23 protein-coding genes and 1 pseudogene are annotated in these 21,952 nt (G+C 44.9%); 19 read left to right on the top strand and 5 right to left on the bottom strand.

The genetic code is table 11. The features are described 5' to 3' along the window. Nucleotides 1-287: 287 nt before the first annotated feature. From F6K63_RS28845 to F6K63_RS28810, 8 genes are all read left to right on the top strand, one after another. Nucleotides 288-1,340: a VWA containing CoxE family protein gene (locus F6K63_RS28845; protein ID WP_287313848.1), complete on the top strand. Its 1,053-nt coding sequence runs from the start codon at nt 288-290 to the stop codon at nt 1,338-1,340. Nucleotides 1,341-1,345: 5 nt separating this feature from the next. Then, nucleotides 1,346-3,016 (top strand): formylglycine-generating enzyme family protein, encoded by a 1,671-nt coding sequence (locus F6K63_RS28840; protein WP_287313847.1) that lies wholly within the window; start codon nt 1,346-1,348, stop codon nt 3,014-3,016. A gap of 854 nt (nt 3,017-3,870) precedes the next feature. Next, nucleotides 3,871-4,371: an REP-associated tyrosine transposase gene (locus tag F6K63_RS28835; RefSeq protein WP_502708090.1), complete on the top strand. Its 501-nt coding sequence runs from the start codon at nt 3,871-3,873 to the stop codon at nt 4,369-4,371. A 137-nt stretch (nt 4,372-4,508) separates the two neighbouring features. Further along, nucleotides 4,509-4,691, top strand: a complete 183-nt coding sequence (locus tag F6K63_RS28830) for a hypothetical protein (protein WP_287255209.1) — start codon at nt 4,509-4,511, stop codon at nt 4,689-4,691. Nucleotides 4,692-4,832: 141 nt separating this feature from the next. Then, nucleotides 4,833-4,961, top strand: a complete 129-nt coding sequence (locus F6K63_RS28825; RefSeq protein ID WP_287313846.1) for a hypothetical protein — start codon at nt 4,833-4,835, stop codon at nt 4,959-4,961. Continuing rightward, nucleotides 4,939-5,832 carry a formylglycine-generating enzyme family protein gene (locus F6K63_RS28820; protein ID WP_287313844.1) on the top strand — a complete coding sequence of 298 codons (894 nt, stop codon included), beginning with the start codon at nt 4,939-4,941 and terminating at the stop codon, nt 5,830-5,832. The genes F6K63_RS28825 and F6K63_RS28820 overlap by 23 nt, the downstream gene beginning before the upstream one ends. Before the next feature lie 324 nt (nt 5,833-6,156). Next, nucleotides 6,157-7,263, top strand: a complete 1,107-nt coding sequence (locus F6K63_RS28815; RefSeq protein ID WP_287313843.1) for an exostosin domain-containing protein — start codon at nt 6,157-6,159, stop codon at nt 7,261-7,263. 506 nt (nt 7,264-7,769) lie between these two features. Next, nucleotides 7,770-7,982, top strand: coding sequence for a hypothetical protein (locus F6K63_RS28810; protein ID WP_131826862.1), 213 nt, complete (start codon nt 7,770-7,772; stop codon nt 7,980-7,982). A gap of 196 nt (nt 7,983-8,178) precedes the next feature. Here F6K63_RS28810 and F6K63_RS38065 read toward each other — a convergent pair. The 5 genes and pseudogenes from F6K63_RS38065 to F6K63_RS28785 form a co-directional block, all read right to left on the bottom strand. Next, a pseudogene (locus tag F6K63_RS38065) lies at nt 8,179-8,490 on the bottom strand (type II toxin-antitoxin system RelE/ParE family toxin). Next, nucleotides 8,487-8,717, bottom strand: a complete 231-nt coding sequence (locus tag F6K63_RS28800) for an addiction module protein (protein ID WP_287313842.1) — start codon at nt 8,715-8,717, stop codon at nt 8,487-8,489. Before F6K63_RS28800 ends, F6K63_RS38065 begins: the two are co-directional and overlap by 4 nt. A gap of 412 nt (nt 8,718-9,129) precedes the next feature. Continuing rightward, nucleotides 9,130-9,519, bottom strand: coding sequence for a type II toxin-antitoxin system death-on-curing family toxin (locus F6K63_RS28795; protein ID WP_008189890.1), 390 nt, complete (start codon nt 9,517-9,519; stop codon nt 9,130-9,132). Then, a complete protein-coding gene (locus F6K63_RS28790) occupies nt 9,516-10,022 on the bottom strand; it encodes a hypothetical protein (RefSeq protein ID WP_287313841.1) in 507 nt (168 codons plus the stop codon). The genes F6K63_RS28795 and F6K63_RS28790 overlap by 4 nt, the downstream gene beginning before the upstream one ends. 172 nt (nt 10,023-10,194) lie before the next feature. Continuing rightward, nucleotides 10,195-11,451 (bottom strand): ATP-binding protein, encoded by a 1,257-nt coding sequence (locus F6K63_RS28785; protein ID WP_287313840.1) that lies wholly within the window; start codon nt 11,449-11,451, stop codon nt 10,195-10,197. 202 nt (nt 11,452-11,653) lie between these two features. Between F6K63_RS28785 and F6K63_RS28780 the strand changes: the two genes are divergently transcribed. The 11 genes from F6K63_RS28780 (at nt 11,654) to F6K63_RS28730 (ending at nt 21,542) form a co-directional block, all read left to right on the top strand. After that, nucleotides 11,654-11,989 carry a cation:proton antiporter subunit C gene (locus tag F6K63_RS28780; RefSeq protein ID WP_287313839.1) on the top strand — a complete coding sequence of 112 codons (336 nt, stop codon included), beginning with the start codon at nt 11,654-11,656 and terminating at the stop codon, nt 11,987-11,989. Beyond that, entirely contained in the window at nt 11,986-13,419 is a 1,434-nt protein-coding gene (locus F6K63_RS28775) for a cation:proton antiporter (protein WP_287313838.1), read from the top strand. Before F6K63_RS28780 ends, F6K63_RS28775 begins: the two co-directional genes overlap by 4 nt. Further along, nucleotides 13,416-13,805: a Na+/H+ antiporter subunit E gene (locus F6K63_RS28770; RefSeq protein WP_287313837.1), complete on the top strand. Its 390-nt coding sequence runs from the start codon at nt 13,416-13,418 to the stop codon at nt 13,803-13,805. The genes F6K63_RS28775 and F6K63_RS28770 overlap by 4 nt, the downstream gene beginning before the upstream one ends. Beyond that, complete coding sequence (locus F6K63_RS28765) at nt 13,802-14,077, top strand: hypothetical protein (RefSeq protein WP_287313836.1); 276 nt, start codon at nt 13,802-13,804, stop codon at nt 14,075-14,077. Before F6K63_RS28770 ends, F6K63_RS28765 begins: the two co-directional genes overlap by 4 nt. A gap of 206 nt (nt 14,078-14,283) precedes the next feature. Then, nucleotides 14,284-15,360: an RRXRR domain-containing protein gene (locus tag F6K63_RS28760; RefSeq protein WP_287313835.1), complete on the top strand. Its 1,077-nt coding sequence runs from the start codon at nt 14,284-14,286 to the stop codon at nt 15,358-15,360. A gap of 408 nt (nt 15,361-15,768) precedes the next feature. Then, entirely contained in the window at nt 15,769-16,047 is a 279-nt protein-coding gene (locus F6K63_RS28755) for a monovalent cation/H(+) antiporter subunit G (protein ID WP_008189907.1), read from the top strand. Next, complete coding sequence (locus tag F6K63_RS28750) at nt 16,040-16,714, top strand: DUF4040 domain-containing protein (protein ID WP_008189909.1); 675 nt, start codon at nt 16,040-16,042, stop codon at nt 16,712-16,714. The genes F6K63_RS28755 and F6K63_RS28750 overlap by 8 nt, the downstream gene beginning before the upstream one ends. After that, the gene (locus F6K63_RS28745) at nt 16,714-17,376 is read left to right on the top strand and encodes a Na(+)/H(+) antiporter subunit B (RefSeq protein ID WP_287313834.1); all 663 of its coding nucleotides are present in this window, start codon (nt 16,714-16,716) and stop codon (nt 17,374-17,376) included. The genes F6K63_RS28750 and F6K63_RS28745 overlap by 1 nt, the downstream gene beginning before the upstream one ends. Nucleotides 17,377-17,607: 231 nt before the next feature. Next, nucleotides 17,608-18,057, top strand: a complete 450-nt coding sequence (locus F6K63_RS28740) for a DUF29 domain-containing protein (protein WP_071102634.1) — start codon at nt 17,608-17,610, stop codon at nt 18,055-18,057. A 204-nt stretch (nt 18,058-18,261) separates the two neighbouring features. After that, nucleotides 18,262-19,641, top strand: coding sequence for an RNA-guided endonuclease InsQ/TnpB family protein (locus F6K63_RS28735; protein WP_287253910.1), 1,380 nt, complete (start codon nt 18,262-18,264; stop codon nt 19,639-19,641). Between the two features lie 524 nt (nt 19,642-20,165). Continuing rightward, nucleotides 20,166-21,542, top strand: coding sequence for an ATP-binding protein (locus F6K63_RS28730; protein WP_287313833.1), 1,377 nt, complete (start codon nt 20,166-20,168; stop codon nt 21,540-21,542). The last annotated feature ends 410 nt before the right edge of the window (nt 21,543-21,952 follow it).

The following is a 21,952-nucleotide window of genomic DNA, read 5'->3' as shown; positions in this document are numbered from 1 at the left end:
TGAGGCTACAGATCAGATCCCCCCCTAGCCCCCCTTGAAAAAGGGGGGAACTGGAGTGAAAGTCCCCCTTGAAAAAGAGTGAAAGTCCCCCTTGTTAAGGGGGATTTAGGGGGATCTCCTCGGTGTTGCCCCTTGAAAAAGAGTGAAAGTCCCCCTTGTTAAGGGGGATTTAGGGGGATCTCCTCGGTGTTGCCCCTTGAAAAAGGGGGGAACTGGAGTTAAAGTCCCCCTTTTTAAGGGGGATTTAGGGGGATCTTCTACGTGTTACACTGTCTTATGAAATTGCTATGAGTAACTTTAATCCCCGCCCTCTCTTAACTCGCCTCTTTTACCGCTTGCGCCGGGATGGGTTTGCTTTGGGAATTAATGAATATTTAGCTGCCTTACAAGCTATGGAGGGCGGCTGGGGAGTGCAGGATGCCAATGCTCTCAAAAAACTTTTGCGGATGCTTTGGTGTCATTCCCCAGAGCAACAAGGCCATTTAGAAGTCATTTTTCGTTCCATTAGCGCAGAAGAAAGGCAAGAGCAGGCAAAACCAAGGGAATTTCCATCAGAATCACCCGAATCATCGTCCTCCCCTAAGAATCCTCCTGCTGTATCCTCTGGGGAACACGTTACCTCAAGGGTAGACTCTCCTACTCCAGTTCCTGAATTATCCTTACTGCCGGTCAAATCATCAATCAACTTATTAGAACACACAGAAGACAGGGATTTCCAAGGGTATTATCCCATTTCTCGCAGGTATATGGTTTATAGCTGGCGTTATTTGCGGCGGATGGTGGCAGATGGTAGAGAAGATGTTCTGGATGTGGAAGGGACAATTGCCAAGGTCTGCCAACAGGGATTTTTTTTAAAGCCCAAATACAGCCGAAGGGAGCAAAATCACGCTGATTTGCTCTTGTTGCTAGATCAGGAAGGCTCTATGACTCCCTTTCACCGCTTTACGCGAGATTTAGTGGAAACCGCCCAACACGACAGTAATATCGAACGGGTGCGGGTGGGCTATTTCCACAACGTTCCACCAGAGTATGTTTATAAAGACCCTTATCTAACCGAAAAGGTAAAGTTTAAGTCGATTTTGGCAGAGTCCGATGGGGATACCAGTGTTTTAATTGTCAGCGATGGGGGAGCAGCTCGTGGCGATCGCCGTTCCGAAAGATTTTCAGCAACCGCTGAAGTTTTGTGGCACATTAAACAGCATACCAAATTAATAGCCTGGTTGAATCCCGTTCCCTCTGAACGCTGGCAGGGAAGCACTGCCCAATTTATCGCTCATTTAGTACCAATGTACCCCCTCGATCCTCATGGGTTAAATCAAGCGATCGCACAGATTCGTTAAGATCTATGACAACTTCCTCATCTGACCAATTAACGGGAGAATTAGCCAGGCAACAAATTGAACGGTTTGTGGCCAGGTTTCAGCCCAACTATCGCTATCTAGCTTGTCATTGCGCCTTGCCCTTGGTTTTGACTCCGGAATTGGTCAATTATATCCGAGTGCAATTTTTACTGAACCAGGAAGTGCCTTGGATAGCAGAAGCGGATTTACTGTTATCGGAGTTATGCCGTCCAGTTGGTTATGAATTATATGCCATGACTCCGGCGGTACGGTCTAATTTATTGGCACAATTTGAAACACCAGAATTTCAGCATAAATTTGGCACAAATCGCCTCAAATCCGTCGCCCAATTGCTGATGGACTACGTGACTTATTTAATGGGAACCCATCCCCCTAGCCGACAGCGAGAATTCCAGGCACAACAATGGGCAGCCATGGTGTATTTAGATCAACATCGCACTGAAGCAGAACAGGAGATTGCCACAGCCCTACAAGGATTGGTTAACCGAGGAAAAAATGGACAGGCAGAATTAGCCCGATTACAGCGTTTAATTCAAGAATTTAGACCCCAGTTGAGTCAATATGACCGATTAATGAAATTTGCTCAATCCCTCGGAATCTGGCTCAAAGATCAAATTCCCCCTGATGCTGGTCAATCCTATGGTGTTCATGGGGTAAACCTTAGCCTTAATCAAGTCACTCAGCTTGAAGGTTTTCCACCTTTGCAAACCTTTGAATGTGAGGTGGTAACCATTGGGCTGGGAGCAGGGACAGAGATATCTCCAGAGATTGAGCTAGAACCTTTTGAGTTTGAAGTGGCAACTATTGAGTTGAAACCAACACGCAAGTGGTTCACAACAAAAATAGAACCAATCATCAAGCGTCATCAGCAACAAGCTGATGGTTTTACCGAAGACTTAGGGAATGGAGTTGAGTTAGATATGGTTGGCATTCGTGAAGGGAGCTTTATCATGGGTTCCCCAGAAACAGAACAGGGGCATAGAAACAGTGAAAGTCCCCAGCATCAAGTCACCGTTAAATCCTTCTTGATGGGCAAATACCCAGTCACCCAAGCTCAATGGCAAGCCGTTGCCGCCCTACCCCAAGTCAACAGAAAACTTAAACCCAATCCATCCTATTTTAAAGGGGAAGACCGACCTGTAGATACAGTCTCTTGGTATGATGCGGTGGAGTTTTGTGAGCGGCTGTCCCAACACACCAAACGCCCTTATAGCTTGCCCAGTGAAGCCGAGTGGGAGTATGCCTGTAGAGCAGGTAGAACGACTCCGTTTCATTTTGGTGAGACAATTACAACCGACCTAGCTAACTATAATGGCAAGTATACTTATGGCTCTGGTTCCAAAGGCAAATATGTTCAGGAAACAACCCCAGTGGGGAGTTTTAGGGTAGCCAATGAGTTTGGACTCTACGATATGCATGGAAATGTGTGGGAGTGGTGTGCAGACCATTGGCACTCAAACTATGAAGATGCACCAACGGATGGTAGTGCCTGGCTTTATGATAATGAAAATGATAATAAACAGCGGCTGTTGCGGGGCGGTTGTTGGGACAGCAATCCTGTGGTCTGCCGTTCTGGGTCTCGCATCCACTATTATCCGGCCCTCAGGCGCTACGACTACGGTTTGGGTTTTCGTGTGGTGTGTTGGAAGGAGTGAACTCCGTAACCCTTTTGCCCTTTTCCCTGTTTTTTTCTTCTTGTAGAACAGGCTTCTAGCCTGTTGCCGGAATAGGCTGCCTGTGTCAAGCTCAATCAATTAATCATATATCACGCGGCTTGATGCCAGTTCTACAACTAATAATATTTTACTGGCAAGATGCCAGTTCGACTTGTAGAATGACTGGCAAGATGCTAGTTTTACAATTAATAATATTTTACTGGCAAGATGCCAGTTCCACAATTAATCATATATCACGCGGCTTGATGTCAGTTCGACTTGTAGAATGACTGGCTTGATGCCAGTTCCACCTTTAGAATCACGCGGCTTGATGCCAGTTCCACAATTAATCATATATCACGCGGCTTGATGCTAGTTTTACAATTAATCATATATCACGCGGCTTGATGCTAGTTTTACAATTAATCATATATCACGCGGCTTGATGTCAGTTCGACTTGTAGAATGACTGGCTTGATGCCAGTTCCACCTTTAGAATTACGCGGCTTGATGCCAGTTCCACCTTTAGAATCACGCGGCTTGATGCCAGTTCCACAATTAGTAATATATCACGCGGCTTGATGTCAGTTCCACAATGGATATGTGAAGATAACTTAACTAAACCCAAGCCAGCTGATGAAGCACCAATCACCGGGAAGAGGCTTGGAGGCTGTCTTAACCCAATATTAATGATTCTAACTAGCAAGATGCTGGCAGTAACATACTCTGTAGAAATGTAACTAATGACTACCCCCAACCGTCCCTCCTCTGGGGCAAAGGCTTCGAGGCTGTCTCAATCCAATATTAATGATTATGACTGGTTTGATGCCAGTTCAATAAATTATACCAGTTATATCAGTTTCCTAAAGTCTCGAAATCTTAAAATTAGCCAAAGAAATCTTCCTCACTGGGAATTAGCAGGAGCAATTTACTTTGTGACTTTTAGTACTTGGGAAAAGCTAGAGTTGACCCCAGAAGCCAGACAAGTAGTGCTAGATTCCTGTTTATTCTTCAATAACCAAAGGTACAAAACCTATGCTGTTGTAATTATGCCGGATCATGTACATTGGTTAATGCAGCCTTTACCAAAATCAGCTCAGAAATATTGGACCTTAGCTAGTATTATCCACAGCATTAAAAGCTATAGTTCTAAACAAGTTACTAAAGTAATGAATCATATCGGTATTGTTTGGCAAGACGAGCGATATGATCGCATTATGCGAGATGAAAGAGAATTTTTAGAGACATGGAACTATATCAGAGAAAATCCTATAAAAGCTAATTTATCTGAGATTGCTGAAAGATATCCTTTCTTCTGGCAAATGGATAGTGTAGAGAAATATTCTGTAAAATAATCTATGGTGGAACAGGCTTCCAGCCTGTGTCAATAATTGTGTGGTGGAACAGGCTTCCAGCCTGTGTCAATGACTGTGTGGTGGAACAGGCTTCCAGCCTGTGTCAATAATTGTGTGGTGGAACAGGCTTCCAGCCTGTGTCAATAATTGTGTGGTGGAACAGGCTTCCAGCCTGTGTCAATAATTGTGTGGTGGAACAGGCTTCCAGCCTGTGTCAAGCTCAATCAACTAATAATATTGTTACTGGCTTGATGCCAGTTCTACACAAGATGCCAGTTCCACTTCTAGAACCACTGGCAAGATGCCAGTTCCACTTCTAGAACCACTGGCAAGATGCCAGTTCCACTTCTAGAACCACTGGCAAGATGCCAGTTCCACTTCTAGAACCACTGGCAAGATGCCAGTTCCACTTCTAGAACCACTGGCAAGATGCCAGTTCCACTTCTAGAACCACTGGCAAGATGCCAGTTCCACTTCTAGAACCACTGGCAAGATCTAATAATATTGGTCACTGGCAAGATGCCAGTTCTACACAAGATGCCAGTTCTACATCAGTAAAACCAAACAATGGTGATGGCACAAACAAGTAAAGAACAACAGCAATCAGAACTTATTATCAAACGCCATCGGCGACAAATTCAGTACTTCACTGAAGATTTGGGAAATGGTATCACCTTGGACATGGTTGCCATCCCCGGTGGCACTTTCGAGATGGGTTCCCCAGAAACCGAAGAGGGGCATAGAGACAGTGAAATTCCCCAGGATCAAGTCACGGTTAAATCCTTCTTCATGGGTAAATACCCAGTTACCCAAGCCCAATGGCAAGCCGTGGCCGCCCTACCCCAAGTCAACAGAGAACTTGAACCCGATCCATCCCATTTTAAAGGGGAAGACCGACCTGTAGATACAGTCTCTTGGTCTGATGCGGTAGAGTTTTGTGAGCGGCTGTCCGAGTATACCAAACGCCCTTATCGCTTGCCCAGTGAAGCCCAGTGGGAGTACGCCTGTAGAGCTGGAACAACCACCCCGTTTCATTTTGGAGAGACGATTACTACAGAGTTTGCTAATTACAATGGAACAGATGATCAACACGGTGGTTGGAAAGGGTCTTATGGTAATGGGCCATCAGGGATTTATCGTAGAGAAACCACCCCAGTGGGTAGTTTTGGGGTAGGCAATGATTTTGGACTCTACGATATGCATGGGAATGTGTGGGAGTGGTGTGCAGACCATTGGCACTCAAACTATAAAGGTGCGCCGACAGATGGCACTGCCTGGCAAGATGAACCGGATAGCAATAATGAAAATGATAATAAATATCGGGTGTGGCGGGGTGGTTCCTGCTACACCTTGCCTAAAAACTGCCGTTCTGGGTCTCGCGGCGTCTTTAATCCGGCCTGGAGGCACCTCGTCGGCAATATTGGTTTTCGTGTGGTGTGTGCCCAGGAGTGGACTCCGTAACCCTTTACCCTTTTCCCAATGTGGAACAGGCTTCCAGCCTGTGATAGGCGGGCAAAATTTTTGGTATGGCAGTTGTAGTAAAGGTTAAGATATATTTCTGCGTTGAAGCTTCCTACTCCCTAAGAATTTTTCAAACTAAATAATTTGGCAAAAAGGCATGGATATAGCCTAAAAGTGTGATTTAATGACGTCTAAAGTGTTAGAGGGTTTTTTTAGCTATTAGGTGAGCTTGACCTTGGCGAATTAAATTCACCACGGGTCGCACCTGAGGTACACAGGATTTTTTCCCTGTTCCCTATTCCCTGTTCCCTAGAGCCTAAAATTATGACTTTGAAAATTTTCTGTGACCAGAACTATCTGCCAGAGGGCATGACCTATGAGGCAATCCTATACCCCTTTTGGGGCAAGCCTCCCGAAAATCCTGAGGATCCCATTAGTAGTTGTTTTGACCACTATGTAGAGATTGGAAAGTCTCTATTTAAGATGTCGTCTCTGGAGGAAGCAGATTTTGCAATTGTACCAGTTAATTGGGCACTATGCAATTCTGAATTGGAACATAAAGCCAGACAATTAGCAGAAAACGTTAAATCAGCAGGCAAGCCCTTAATCAGTTTTTTTGGTGGAACTTCTTCCCATCTTAACTTACCGATTGAAAGTGATTTTGTATTCCGTAACTCCCTCTATCGATCCCTTAGAAAAAACAACGATTTTACCCTACCTCACTGGAGCGAAGACTTTGTTGAAAACTATCTGGACAACAAACTCAATATCCGCCAAAAATGCTTAAAACCGGTAGTTGGTTTCTGTGGTTATGCCGTCAGGAAAAATCCCAAAACCCACTTAAAATTTTTATGGTCTAGAGTCAAAAAGAATGTCTTGAACTTGACAACTACTATTCCTCCCTATAATTGGGGACATGTGTTAAGAGGTCGAGCCTTAGATATCTTAGCCAAAGACCCTAACATAATCACCAACTTTCTGATTAGAGAACGCCCAGTTTTCTTCAATCAACCGGACTTCAAGTTGAAGCAAAAGCATCGGCTGGAATTTGTGTATAACCTAATAGACAGTGACTATATCTTCTGTTGCCGTGGCTCAGGAAACAATTCCTTTCGTTTCTATGAAGCATTGTGTTGTGGCCGAATTCCAGTTCTTATAGATACCGATTGTGTGCTTCCCTACGACTTTGAGATTGATTGGAAGAAATACTGTGTTTGGATCAAGGAGAATGAACTTCATTTAATTGGCGATAAAATTGCTGAGTTTCACGACAATCTATCATCCCGGGAATTTGTAGATTTACAGTATGAATGTCGCCGGATTTGGAAAGAACGAGTATCCCCAGAAGGGTTCTTTCGTAATTTTCATCGTCATCTGCCTATAGCAAAGGGAACAGGGAACAGGGAACAGGCAACAGTAGGGTGCATCTGATATAGCGCTACGCGCAAGTCAGAAGTTAGAAGTCAGAAGTCAGAAGTAACCTAGGACTAGGTTTCGGAGTTTAGAAATGTCAAACATCTAAATGCGTAGTGCTATTTTTGTAAAAAAGAAGGGAAGTGTGGGGCGGGGGCGCGGGAATTTTATTAGAATTTTTGCCTAATTTCATAAACTAAAAAATATCAGGTCAGTTTGCACGATGAAAGTCACAACTAAACTAGCACAATTAAGGGCGTTGCTGAATTAAGGAATGAATGCGCGATAATCTGGTTTTATTAAAGCCCCCTAAATCCCCCAATTCTGGGGGACTTTGAGAGTTTTTCCCCCCAGAATTGGGGGGCTAGGGGGGCGAAACCATACTCAGAATCAGCAACGCCCAATTAAGAGCTAATTCCGGAAATATCAGTTACGAAGAAATTTCTGAATCTACGGGAATCGATCGGCAAGAATTAAGGGAACTTGAAAATGGGGAAGCGAATGCGATGAAGCGTTCGCAAAGCGTGGCCCAAAGGCCTCAGCTTCCGCTAAGAGCGATCGCTTTTACTACCCTCGCTCAACTCTGCGCCTTCTTTCACTGTAGTCCCAACGATTTATTGATTGTAGACTGGGAGGGGGAAGAAATAGAGAAAGCTTCACAGATAATGAAACAGACATTTACCAATGCTGAGGCGATGCCACCCCGTTATGCGGAGGAAATTTGGGATACTTTTTAAGGGACTATCTAGCTAGGGCAAACGCATCTAAATTCTAGAAGCCTTACTCAGAAGTGATGTAGTGCGGTCTTGGGGAAGCAGGGTCAAATAGCAAATATGAGATCCACCCACTTCGGATCAGTAAAATGTATTAACTTATAACCTTAGTGCTATAACAGCTTAGTTGTCCGAATGACGTACCAAACCTCAGATCATTTTATGCATCTGATGGTTTCTCCCTGACACGCTCTTTCCAATATCCTGGCTCACGACTACAGTGCATCACCGCCACAATTAAAATGTAATCTTCCTCAATAGTGTATAAAATCCCGTAGGGAAATTTACGTGTCAGACATCGACGAATATCTTCATCAATAACAGCCCAACGAGTTGGTGACGCAACAATTCAGAAAATTGCATCCTCAACTACATTGATAAATGCCTGTGCCAATTCAACTCTACGTTCTGCGTAAAACTCGACTGCTTCACCATATTCAGTCAAGGCTGCTGGGTGAAAGACATATTTCATGGCTCCAGAAGTCGCCTCACTCTAGCTAACCCTTCCTCTCCAGGAATAGGCTCAACCATACTACTTCGGATTTCATCTCGACGCTTCTTAGCTTCACTTACCCAAAGTGCTTGTAGGTTTTCGTCTACATCAAACTCAAGACTTTCAACCAGCTTCTGAGCCAACAATGCTCTCCATGCACTGGGCAAAGATAAAGCTTCTTTAATTACTTGCTCAACAGAGACCATAACATTCGGGCATCATAGATAATACCCAGAGTCTAGCAAAAAAGTAGTAAACATAACACAGAATCAAAATGCGATTGGCCGTAAGCCACGCTACGCAATTGACCTTAGGTCACGCTCCTTGAGGTGCATCTACTGAATTTGAGATCAACTCAATCGCTGGCAAAGCCACAAAGCAAAGACTGGAATTGTGCTTGGGGCTCAACCAATTCAAATGGCGCTGATAAATCCAAAAGATTCACGGGCTTTTGCATCCCAATCCCAAGTGTAGACATCTTGCGGTGGTACACCTTCACTGTTCATGTTTTCTACAGCGTACTAATTTAAGCTTGTACCCATTATCCCCTCAATCGACACAGCAAAGCGCTAGAGCATCGGTTTAGTAATCAAAATCAAAAAATATTGTTATTATTACTTACACTTCCTGGGAGTTACCTGCAATCCAAGTAGCTATAGACTCTTGATTTTCTATTCCTTCTACTAAATTATTAATCTTGATCACGGCTTCTTCTTCTGCGGCCACTAACTCATATCCGTTTAAACGTAAAAAAACGTCGATGACAGCAAGGGCAATTCGCTTGTTACCATCGACGAAAGGATGATTTTTTGCCAAACTAAAAGCGTAGGCTGCTGTCAGATCAAACAGACTAGCACTATCACTGTAAGCAAATAAATGTTTAGGTCTAGCTAAACTACTGGAAAGTAAATTCGGATCTCTTAATCCAAAACATCCGCCATGCTCTAGGATTAACTCGTCATGGATAGCTATTACTGCTTGCTCTGGCACCCAGCGAGGCTCTTTCACTTAGCTAATTCCCGAAAAGCATTGCGATAGTTTTTGCGAGTTATCGCGAAAGCTTCCATTGCTGCCTCGAATTCAGAATTATCTGGAATACTAGCAGGATTTGACACTGTAATACTCATTTCCTTTTGAAGCTGAACCAGAAGTTGCTGAATTGGGACTGATTCTTGAGCTATTTCCTTAGCTGAAGCTACAGAGTCTGAGGCATTTAACACCGTAATAAAATTCCGAAGGTCTTCTTGATAACTTTGGGCTGCATCTTCAACATCAGACCCAGCGCAATTGAGGCGTTCTCCTGGGTCAGCTTGCAAAATACCACGAGCCTTCTTGTAAGCCTGTTCCAAAGGAGCCAAACCCTTAGCCAAGACATGAAGATTGGAAACACCGGAGGGAAACTCCTTCCCAAGAGCATTTAACTCACCCTGAAGTTCCGCTGAGAGTGAATCCTCTAGCTGAGTTAGGGCGACCAAGAAGGCTTTGAGGGTGATTGCATCTAGGGAGTTCATGGCTTGAAGTGTGCGTTTATTAGCTCAGGCAAGTCAAAAAGGATAAAGCGTCTTTCATTGGGCATCATAGATAATACCCAGAGTGTAGCAAAAAAGTAGTAAACATAACACAGAATAAAAATGCGATTGACCTACAGTCACGCTACTTGAGGTGCATCTACTGAATTTGATATCAACTCAAACGCTGGCAAAGCCACAAAGCGAACAGAGGTAAAGCCATTCGGTAGCCTTGCTCGGAGCCATAAATCAAACCTTTGTGCTGCAATCCAGCGATCGCTCCTTGGAGAGAACCCCCTCTTGATAGGTAATGCTTCTGAATATAATCTCGACTTTGTGGCTTGTCGGTAGGGTCTAGGGCCAGGGATTCTAAAAGATGGGCTTGATTAGCTGGAAGCAGCATCAGTAATGACTCGAAGACCATGGATAAGTCCGCTAGCAGTTCTTGGATGGCCTGCTGAACATGGCCATCACGAATTAGTCCATCAGAAACTCGTACTGACTTGAGGCGTCGCACCAGTGCCGAAGCATCACCGAAGTGTCCTTGGACGGCATTGACAAAGATTTCCAGTGCTTGCGATCGCGGATCGAAGGTCAGCCGTTGCGTATGCAAAACTTCAGTTACCCAAGCCGCAACCACATCATTAGCTAAAGGAGCCAGCTGCACGATTTCCAAATTATTCCCCGGTTCATGGGGATAAATGCTGGTTTCTGCAATCGTTGCCACCAGCACATAACTTACCTGAGTCTGACCCTCGATCTGTTCCCTCAAAAATTTTTCCCACACCCCATGACGATCCCAAGAGCGGATGTGGGGGAAGCTTTCCAAAATCAACACTACCCGTTCCCCCTCAGATTCAGCTAACCTTTGCAGGAGATCGAGTAATACTTCAAATGCTTTCCGTTGCAGCTCTTTGCTCTGGATCCGAACCGGTTTAAGTCCCTCTGTGCTACTGCCTTCATCCTTCAGGACAAATAATTCCGCTGCCTTACCTTCAATCCAATCTGCCATTAGACCTTGAACCGTTGCCATTGGAAAGGTCTGGTTTATGCTCTCCCACAGCAGTTGCACAAAGCGCTGACCATCCGTAACCCGGATGCAGTCAACCTCCAGGATTTTAACTCCAACTTCCCGTGCGGCCCGCCTTACCAAAGTCCGCCGTCCGCTTCCGGGCACTCCCACAATCAGCAGATTGCCATCACGGGCTAAAACTTGAGTGATGCGCTGGAATTGTGCTTGCCGCCCAACCAATTCAAATGGTACTGATAAATCCAAAAGATTCACGGCTAATGCATCCCGATCCCAAGTGTAGACATCCTTCGGCGGCACACCTTCACTAGTTGGCAACCCCCCAATTGTATCGCTAACTGTATCGCTGACATCCTCAGGGCTGAGGTTAACCATTGATTTGCCATCAGTCGATTCTGTCATCTGCTATTGCCCGTGTTTTTCCCAATTCCAAGCTCAAACCAAAACCTTGGTGTGGCATGAGTCTATAGTTTACCTTTGCACTTTTCAATAGTGTCAATCGTTCCTAGCACTATTAAAACGTGCTATATATTTTATAGCACTGTTCGACAGTATCATTGTATAAAGATAATTACCACCAACCCTTACCCAATAGGCAATTCCCGTGTTAGAAGCATTCATATTTGCCACAATATTGTGCGGATTTTTCGGCATCATCCTTAAAAAGAACCTGGTTATGAAAATCATCTCTATGGATATCATGAGCACAGGGGTGATTGCCTATTACGTGTTGGTTGCATCCCGAGATGGTTTATTCACACCCATTCTTTCAAGCGTCGAAAATAGGGCTTACGCAGATCCAGTTCCCCAGGCAGTGATCTTGACAGCGATTGTGATCGGCTTTTCGATTCAAGCCTTAATGCTAGTAGGTGTTATGAAACTGGCACGGGACAATCCCACCCTGGAAAGCAACGAGATCGAGAAGAATAACATGCCATGAGTACCATTACCATTGCCTGGATTGCCCTACCGCTATTTGTGGGATTCAGCATTTATCTACTCCCCAAACTTGACCGATACCTCGCCCTAGGCGTTGCCATGGTTTCGGTGGAATATGGGACACAGCTATTTCTCACAAAATCGCCATTAACCCTACAGCTGCTGGATAATTTCGGTGTCACATTACTAGTTGATCAATTAAGCGCGTTTTTTATCTTGACCAATGGGCTGGTAACCGCAGCAGTCATCCTTTACTGTTGGCAAAGTGGTAAAACAGCTTTTTTCTATACCCAAACCATTATCTTACATGGCAGTGTCAATGCCGTATTTATCTGTGCAGATTTCATCAGTTTATACGTAGCATTAGAGGTAATTAGTATTGCTGCGTTTCTGTTGATTGCCTATCCCCGAACCGATAGATCAATTTGGGTAGCCTTGCGCTATCTTTTTGTCAGCAATACAGCCATGCTATTTTATCTAGTTGGCGCGGTTTTAGTCTATCAGGCACATCATTCCTTTGCCTTTGAAGGGTTGCGCGGAGCACCTCCAGAAGCCCTTGCCCTGATCTTTCTGGGACTATTAGTCAAGGGGGGAATATTTGTATCGGGATTGTGGTTACCCTTAACCCACTCCGAATCTCAGAGCCCAGTGTCGGCCTTGCTATCGGGAGTTGTGGTCAAAACGGGAGTCTTTCCACTGTTGCGTTGTGCTCTGATTGTGGAGGAACTTGCTCCCATCGTCAGGATATTTGGAGTGGGGACAGCGCTTCTGGGAGTAGGCTATGCCGTCTTTGAAAAAGATACCAAGCGTATGCTGGCTTTTCATACCATTTCCCAGTTAGGCTTTATCCTCGCCGCACCAGAAGTCGGGGGCTTTTATGCCCTGACCCACGGCCTGGTGAAAGGGGCGCTCTTTTTAATCGCGGGTGTTTTGCCCAGCCGCAACCTCAAGGAACTGCAACATCAGCCGATTAATACCCAAATCTGGATTGCCCTGGCTATAGCTAGCTTCTCAATTTCCGGCTTTCCCTTGTTGTCTGGTTTTGGGGCGAAGGTGTTGACCATGAAGAATCTAGTGCCCTGGCAAGTTATCGGTATGAATATTGCTGCCGTAGGAACAGCCATATCCTTTGCTAAATTCATCTTTCTGCCCCATGGGGATGGCAGCCAAGGGCAGGTAAAGGTCGGTTTTTGGTTAGCGATGATACTGCTGCTCGGTGGGCTGATTGCTGCCAATGGTGTGTACTACCAAGCATATAATTTTGCCAATATTATCAAACCCCTGGCAACCATTGGTCTGGGGTGGTTGGCATATTTTTTGATTTTCAAACGATCTGTAATCAAGCTGCCCCGTGTGCTTGAGGAATTTGACCATCTCATTGGGGTGATGAGTTTAATGTTAGTCTTATTGTTCTGGATGGTGTTTGCATGATTGGGCATCTAAATCTAATCTTACGACTGGTTATCTGGTTTTTGCTCACTGCCAATCTGAGTCCGTCAAATATCATGATTGGGATTGCGATCGCATTTTTATTACCAGGACGCCCCAAAACCCCAGAAGCCTTAAAGGATTGGCTGCGGGTGCTCGGTGAAGTGATAGTGGCGATTCCCCAGGCATATATTGAGGCATTTGAAATCATGCTCCGTCCCCATAAGCACGAAGATGTGATCATGGAAGGAGTCAAACCTCAACGGACCCCTGGGCTAATATTCCTGGATATATTCCTGATCACCTTTACACCAAAAACCATTGTGTTGAAATACCACAAAGATGGCAGGTACGAAGTACACCGGGTTCGACGGAGGAGAAAGCGATGACACTGATCCTGATTGCCATGATTCTGGCTCTGCTCATCCCCATTTATGAGGCTTGGCAAGATGATGATATTTGGCAAAAAATGTTGGCATTTGCCAGTATTGCCACCAAGACATCCATCATGATTCTGATGGTATCTGTTTTGCGCGATGATTGGATGATCGGTGTTGTCGGGGTGATCATCCTGAGTGTGGGGAATGCTGGATTAATGCTACTGGCACATGTAATTAAACGAGTCAATAACCCCAACCTAAGAGGATGGGGCGAGGGATGACGACCAACTGTCCGTGTTTGACTAGACCATTGAGCCGAATTTTGGTACGAACATCCGGATGCTTCCCCAGTCCGGATCTCTTCAAAACTGTGTCGTCAGTTGCTCTTAGACAGGACATCTTAGATTCGGTGGTCGTTCGCGAAGCGTGGCCTACGGCCAGGGGACGGGTAATCAACCCAAATACTTTTCTCGTGAGGTTTATCACCATGCTACGAGTTCCAGTTATTTCACCTGATGGCAAACCATTGATGCCTACAAAAGCCTCTCGTGCTCGGCGTTGGCTTAATCAAGGTTTAGCTGTTATTTACCAAAACGATCTAAATGTTTTTGCTGTTCAGTTAGTCAACCAACCGTCTGGAGAACAAACTCAGGACATTGCTATTGGGATTGATCCTGGAAAGATGTTTTCTGGTATTGCTGTTCAGTCAAATAATGCCACTCTTTGGACAGGGCATTTAGTGTTGCCGTACAAAAAAGTCCGCGTACGCATGGATACTCGACAAATGATGCGAAGAACTCGTAGAAGCCGTCGAATAAACCGCAAGGTACCTTACTCGCAAAGGTCTCATAGACAAAAACGATTCTCAAATAGAGTAAGCAAAAAGGTACCTCCTTCAATTCGAGCAAACCGCCAGTTAGAGCAAAGAGTAGCCAAAGAACTTAGCCTTTTGTACCCAGTAAAAGCCATCGTTTATGAAATAGTCAAGGCTAGAGGAAACAAGGGTTTTTCTCCTGTTATGGTAGGCCAATCTTGGTCAATATCTCAGCTAGAAAAAATAGCCCCAGTCACTCAAAAACAAGGCTGGGAGACTGCTCTAAAAAGGGAAGCGTTAGGACTAGTCAAGGACAAAACCGACAAAAGTCGGCAGTCAGTCAACACTCATGCGGTAGATGGGATAGCTTTAGCTGCTACTCATTTCTTCCGGCGCAAGAATTACTATCACAGCAAAGGCAAATTGAGTGTTCCAGAAAACTGCAATATAACTAACACTTTGATCTTTGTGATTAGACGTGCTCCTATAAGTCGTCGTCAATTACACCTGTTGCAATTTTCTAAAGGTGGAAAACGGCGCAAATACGGTGGAACAACTACTAGTCATGGTTTTCGCAAAGGAGATTATGTTGAAGCTGTTAAAGCCGGAAAAGTAACCCGTGGTTGGGTAAGCGGTGAAACAGCAAGACAGGTTTCTGTGAGCGATATCGATTGGAAGCGGATAGGACAATTCACCGCCCGGAAAGTCCGACTCCTAAAACGTTCAACGGGCTTAATTGTAAACTACTAATTGGAGGCGCGGCTTTCCTCCCCACCCTGTAGAGGGATGGGGTATCCAGCCGCGAAGACTGATGAGTGATGTATAGACTTCTTTCAGAAGTAGGGAACAGGGAACAGGGAACAGGGAACAGTGGACAAGAATTCACGAAAAGCGATGCAGTCGGCCAAAGGGGGTTACCCCCACTCGCGCTTTGCATCAAGAACAGTATCAGAAAACTACTTTTTCAAGAGGTCTTATAGCAATTTGCATATAAGTTAATGATGAAAATGGGGCAAACACAATAAAATTTACTTCTTAATTGGCAATAATAAATAACTTATGTTGGATGCAAAATGCTCTATTTACTGTTCCCTATTCCCTGTTCCCTGTTCCCTAAAAAACTATAAATATGTACTTAACAAAGTCGCAAAACGCTATATGATTAATGCACTGAGTTACACTTGCATAGGTGTCGGAATCCTATTCTGGTTTTGGGGAACCTTTCCCCTAATCGGTCACCGATCAGTATTATTCAAGCTGCATAGTCTTTCAGTGGCAGATACCCTGGGATCGATGAGTATCATCGTCGGGCTGCTCCTGAAGATACCCAGTGAATGGCCGCTGCTGATTCTCGCCATTATCTCCTTGGCGATCTGGAATACAGTGTTGGGATATGTGTTGGCTTACTGTTCCAGTAGTGGGGGTGACAATGACTGATAGCTATATTTATGTCATAACCGCCCTACTGCCTTTGTCCGCCTGCATGCTGGTATTTCAGGTCAATCCATACCATGCTCTGGTGATCCGAGGCATACTGGGAGCGGTGGCGGCTTTGGTCTATGCAATGTTTGGGGCAGCGGATGTGGCTTTGACTGAAGCGTTGGTGGGTACAATGCTAGCCATTACCCTCTATGCGGTTGCGGTGCGTTCATCCTTAACCATGCGTCTGGGAGTAATCCAAGACTGGGAAGAAGTTGAGGCAGATGGGGAGTCTTTAGCAGAGGGCAAGACCAAACCGGATTTTGGGGAACTGATGGATGACTTACGGACAATTCTGAGCAAACACTATATGCGCCTTGAGCTGGTAACCTACACAGATAGGGAGACCTTGCACCGGGCGCTGATAGAAAAAGAAGTCCATGGGACCTGTACCGAAGATGAGGGATGGCTCTTTGAGCAAGACCAGAGGGGATTAGCTCCAGGAGCTACCCAGAAGGCATCACCACAGGATGATCAAGACCAGGTAGGGCAAGAGTATGAAACCCTACCTTATCACACCCAGACCAGGGTTCAACGCCTCTATGAGATCATGCAAAGTGAACTTTCATTATCGGCGACAAGCTTGACTTATTTAAATGTACCAGAGGCAGGGGGAGATCATTAATGAAATGGATTTACATTGCAGCAGGGATAGCGCTGTACGTCAAATTTATGGTTTTGCCCAATCCGGCGGCAGACTTATCAGATATGTCTATCGTCGAATCCGTTGTACAAGATAGTGGGGTGCCCAATGCGGTTTCGGGTATCATTTTCCGGAATCGGCTCTATGACACCATCTTTGAAGTGGTGGTATTTTCGATCGCGATCATGGGAGCTAAATTTCTACTGGCCGATGAAAAGCCCTTCTGCACGATCTACCAATTTACCGATAAACCATCCATTGTTCTAGCCCGTCTGGGAGCGACGATTGCTGCCTTGGTAGGTATAGAGTTGGCGATTCGGGGGCATCTGAGTCCAGGGGGTGGTTTTGCGGCTGGGGTGGCGGGGGGAACCGCAATCGGTCTAGTTGCCATTACCTCATCATTCCAGTGGATGCAGGGGTTCTACAAGCGTTGGCAAGCTGCTAGGTGGGAGAAGATTTCAGTTTTGATTTTTATTGTACTAGCGGTTATAACCTTGACGGGAGTAGAATTACCCCACGGGGAGTTGCAGACACTTGTCAGCGCTGCCGTCATCCCCATACTCAACATCTTGGTTGCAGTAAAAGTTGCTTTGGGTTCGTGGGCAGTTATTTTGGTTTTTATTCATCATCGGGGATTGCTATGATCGATTACAGCGGTTTTCAATTCAGGGAACAGGGAACAGCGGATCACTGGAACAGAACAAAAATTATGTGTACCTTATAGTTATGAAAAACGGTGCGCTTGACCCGTAATTAAATTCGCCACGGGTCGCACCTCTGCATCGCTTTCTTATCCCCCACACCCCACACCCCACACCCCACACCCTACTCCCTACTCCCTACTCCCTACTCCCTACTCCCTATTCCCTTTGCTGATGAAATCTCAGATACGTGACTTAAAACAACTTTATGAAACTGAGTACGATCAGTGGTTAACTGAAACAGTTAAGCGACTGAAAAATCGTCAATTAGAAGAATTAGATTATGACAACTTAATCGAGGAATTAGAAGCCTTGGGACGCAGCGAACGAAATGCTGTTAAAAGTTTACTGTTGCAGATAATCATTCATCTAATGCTGTACCAATTTTGGGAAGCAGAGAGGGGTAGAAATGCTAATCACTGGGCGGGGGAAATTATTACCTTTCGAGTTCAACTAGAGGATAAACTTACCACTAATTTACGAAATTACTTAGCCGAGGAATTACCCAAGATCTACCAAAATGCTTTATTGATTGTCCAGAAGAAAACTCAGCTTAAGTCTCTACCAGAACAATGTCCTTATTCCTTTGAGGAATTACTGGATAAGGATTGGTTTCCCAAGTGATATAGCAGTCTCCAATCTTGTTCCTCAACGACGGGACTGACCAAATCCCCCAAAGTTCTACCAAAATATCCAGAAATGTGAGAGCCCTGCGTCTTTAGACCGGGGATGAAACAGAGCGACGGGATTAATCCCGTCGTATCCATAAACTTGGGAACTCTTTTAGTTTTAAATATGTCATAATATGTATAAGGAGGTGATAGCAAAATGTATAGGACAATTCCAGTAAAAGCAATATTCACAGATGAAGAAAAAGCTTTTTGGCTATTTCAAGGCGAACAAGCGAATAGCTTATGGAATTGTGCTACCTATTACTCCAAGCAAAAACATTATACTTGGCTAAAACAGCAACCAGAAGCTTTTACTACTTACTGGAAAGAAGATGTGCTGCGTTATGGTTGGAAGACGTATAAGTGTAATGTTAATTACGCGGAACTTTGTAAAGAGCTAAAAGATAATCCTCATTACAAAGCGATGGCGGCTCAATCAGCACAGCAAACTTTAAAGTCTGTGGCTGAATCAATTACAGGTTATAACCAATTAGTCGGACTTTATTATAAAGGCCAGGTAGATAGACCAAGACTTCTTAGATATCGCCAAAAAGGCGGGTTGACTGGTGTGACTTTCCCGAGACAAGCTCTTACCTATAAAAAAGGCTTATTTTATCCCTCTGTCAGCAAAGAGAGTAAACCAGAACTGCTAACAGAAATTGTACTAGAAGCTCCAGATTTTATAGATCCAGATTGGGTCAAAGAGGTGACAATTCGCCCGTACCTGGGAGAATTATGGATTGATTGGGTGATCGACGACGGGAAGCAACCAGTCGAGAACAACCCCAATCTTGATTATTCACAGGCTTGGAGCTTCGATCATGGTGGGGATAATTGGCTAACCGGAGTTTCGACCCATGGAAAGAGCCTGATTATTGATGGTCGGAAACTCAAATCCATGAATCAGGGGTACGCCAGATTGGTTGCCAAATATAAAGCCGGTAAATCAGATTTTTACTGGGATAGCAACCTGGATCGTGTCCAACGGAAACGCAACAATCAGATGCGAGATGCGATCAACAAGGCAGCCAGATTTATAATTAACAGATGCCTCAATGATCGTATTGGAAACTTGATAGTTGGATGGAATGAACGTCAAAAAGATTCATCAAAGATGGGGAAACGGGGAAATCAGAACTTTGTAGTTATTCCCACTAAGAGGTTAATCGAAAGACTAAAGCAACTAGCCTGCGAATATGGAATAAAACTAACGATTACCGAGGAAGCGTACACCAGTAAAGCGTCTTACCTTGACGACGACAGCCTCCCAAAACATGGCGAAAAACCCAAAGGATGGACACCGTCGGGCAAAAGGGTAAAACGTGGATTATACAAGTCTTCTGAAGGGCACCTAATCAATGCTGACTGTAACGGGGCAGGCAATATTGCTAGGAAAGTAGCTGCACAGTTAGGAATTGACTTAACCAAGGCAGGTAGGGGATCAATGACAGTCCCACACCGGTACGATCTGTTTAACTCTCTTTCTAGATCGTACAGGACAAGAAGTGAAGTGGCACGGGTTCACCCTGCCACGTAACAACATTGTAGAATCCCCCGTGCTTTAGCCGGGGGAGATGTCAACTTTACCCGCAATCGACGCAAGGGGAGTCCGGCGCAATACTTTTGGTTCAGTATCGGAAATATAGCGATTTCTATCCTAATGAGGTAAACAAGATTTTTCCCTGTTCCCAGATCCGCTGTTCCCTGCTCCGAAGTCCCTGCTCCCTGCTCCCTAAAACCAAGGTACCCGATCGGGTACTGCTTCTAGTCTGACTGATGAGCCACACTAGGAGTAGGGAGTGTGAAGGGAGGATAGCATTTATGAAATTTCAGGCAACTTTCTGCGCAGCTACGGCATCATATACCATCAGGATTGAGAATAATGTTACGTTTTATTGCAGTTAATGGAAAATGTCAATTGCATAATGTGTAGCTATTAAGCCGATAAATTATATAGGCGCTATATATCCGTTTGCAGCGTAAATTGGTCAGCGATGTCGATCTGGCAGATATCGGGGTGTAATCTGACAATAGTCAATTCGTCTACCGGGGGGAATTTTAATGACAGTCAATTTCCGCAGATTTTTTCGGGTCTGTAATCCTAGTAAAACCCTGAATGTGGGGAGGGCTGAAGACCAACAATATTACATTGATTTTTCCAAGGTGCGGGGCAGCAATATTATTAGAGAACTCAGACGCACCATTACCTTCTCAGAAGACGAACCCACCTGTCAGTTGTTTACCGGACACATGGGCTGTGGCAAGTCTACCGAGTTATCGCGATTGAAACGGGAATTAGAACAACAGGGATTTCATGTCGTCTATTTTGAGTCCTCTAATGACTTGGACCTCGCAGATGTAGAGATCAGTGATATTTTGCTGACCATTGCTCGTCAGGTGATTCAAAGTCTGGAGGACGCTAAAATTAGACTCCAACCCACCCGCTTCCGAGGGTTAGTGCAAGGGGCGGCTAAGTTGTTAAACTCCGAGGTGACCGGGTTGAAATTCAAAGTTCCTGAGTTTCAGGCCGCTGGTGTAAGGGTTAACATACCTGATGAGATTGGCATCAGCTCACAAGAGGGGGAGTATTCCCTAGCCTTTGGGATTGGGGAAATTACCACCAAAGCTAAGAATTCTAAGGACATTCGCTCCCTATTGCGACAACATCTAGAGCCACGGGTCAACAATATTGTAGAAGCGATTAATACAGAACTGATTGAACCAGCTCAACAGCAGCTGCAACAGCAGGGTAAAGCTGGACTAGTGGTGATTGTGGATAATCTTGACCGGATCCATAATAAACCTAAGTCAGGGCAACGCAATCAGCCAGAATATTTGTTTGTAGACCAGGGGGAGTATCTTAATCAACTCAAATGCCATGTGGTCTACACCATTCCCCTGATTTTGGCATTTTCCAATGACCAAGAAAACCTCAGGAATCGCTTTGGTTGTGAGCATTTACTGTTACCGATGGTACAGGTACAAGAACCAGATGGTAGTCCCAGTGATGCCGGAATTGCTTTGCTGCGAGAGATGGTCTTAGCCAGAGCCTTCCCAGATGTGGAGCCAGAGCAACGGATCGGTTTAATTACAAAAGTGTTTGATAGCCCACAGACCTTGGATCGGCTGTGTCTAGTTAGTGGGGGTCATGTCAGGAATTTGTTGGTGCTGCTCCGTAACTGCCTCAGGAAAGACGAACCGCCTTTATCTCGTAACTTGGTAGACAGTGTGATTAGTCAGCGTCGCAATGAATTGAGCAGGGCAATTACACCAGATGAGTGGGCATTGCTCAGACATGTGGCTGAACACAAAACTGTCAGGGGTGAGGAGGAATACCAAATCCTGTTGAAGAGTTTGTTTGTGTTTGAGTATTGTAATGGTCACGGATGTTGGTATGATATCAATCCGGTGTTAGCTGATGCCAAAGAGTTGAATTAAAGCTAAATATAATATCAGCTATCAGCCGTCAGCTGTCAGCTATCAGCTATCAGCCGTAAGCTATCAGCTATCAGCATTCAGCATTAACCTCTACCTGAAATTACTCAGTTCCATGACTCCCTGTGTAAGCATTCAGCTATCAGCTATCAGCTATCAGCTTTTAAATAACACAATTAAGCATTCGTTTAATCTTTGTTACGTCAGCTGAATGCTGACGGCTGACGGCTGACGGCTGAATGCTGAATGCTGAATGCTGAATACTTACCTCCCTGTCCGGTTAAAGGGCGTAAATGAAGTCATAAAAATATCAGGCTCATGATGTACACATAGTTGTTTAACACTCCCTCCCTTACCTGCGTCCAGTTTACGACCTAATCCCTGCTCCCTGCTCCCTAAAACCCAAAACTTTG

It is taken from the genome of Moorena sp. SIO1G6 (assembly GCF_010672795.1).
GTDB lineage: Bacteria > Cyanobacteriota > Cyanobacteriia > Cyanobacteriales > Coleofasciculaceae > Moorena > Moorena producens.
This window is presented reverse-complemented; position numbering and strand designations above follow the sequence as displayed.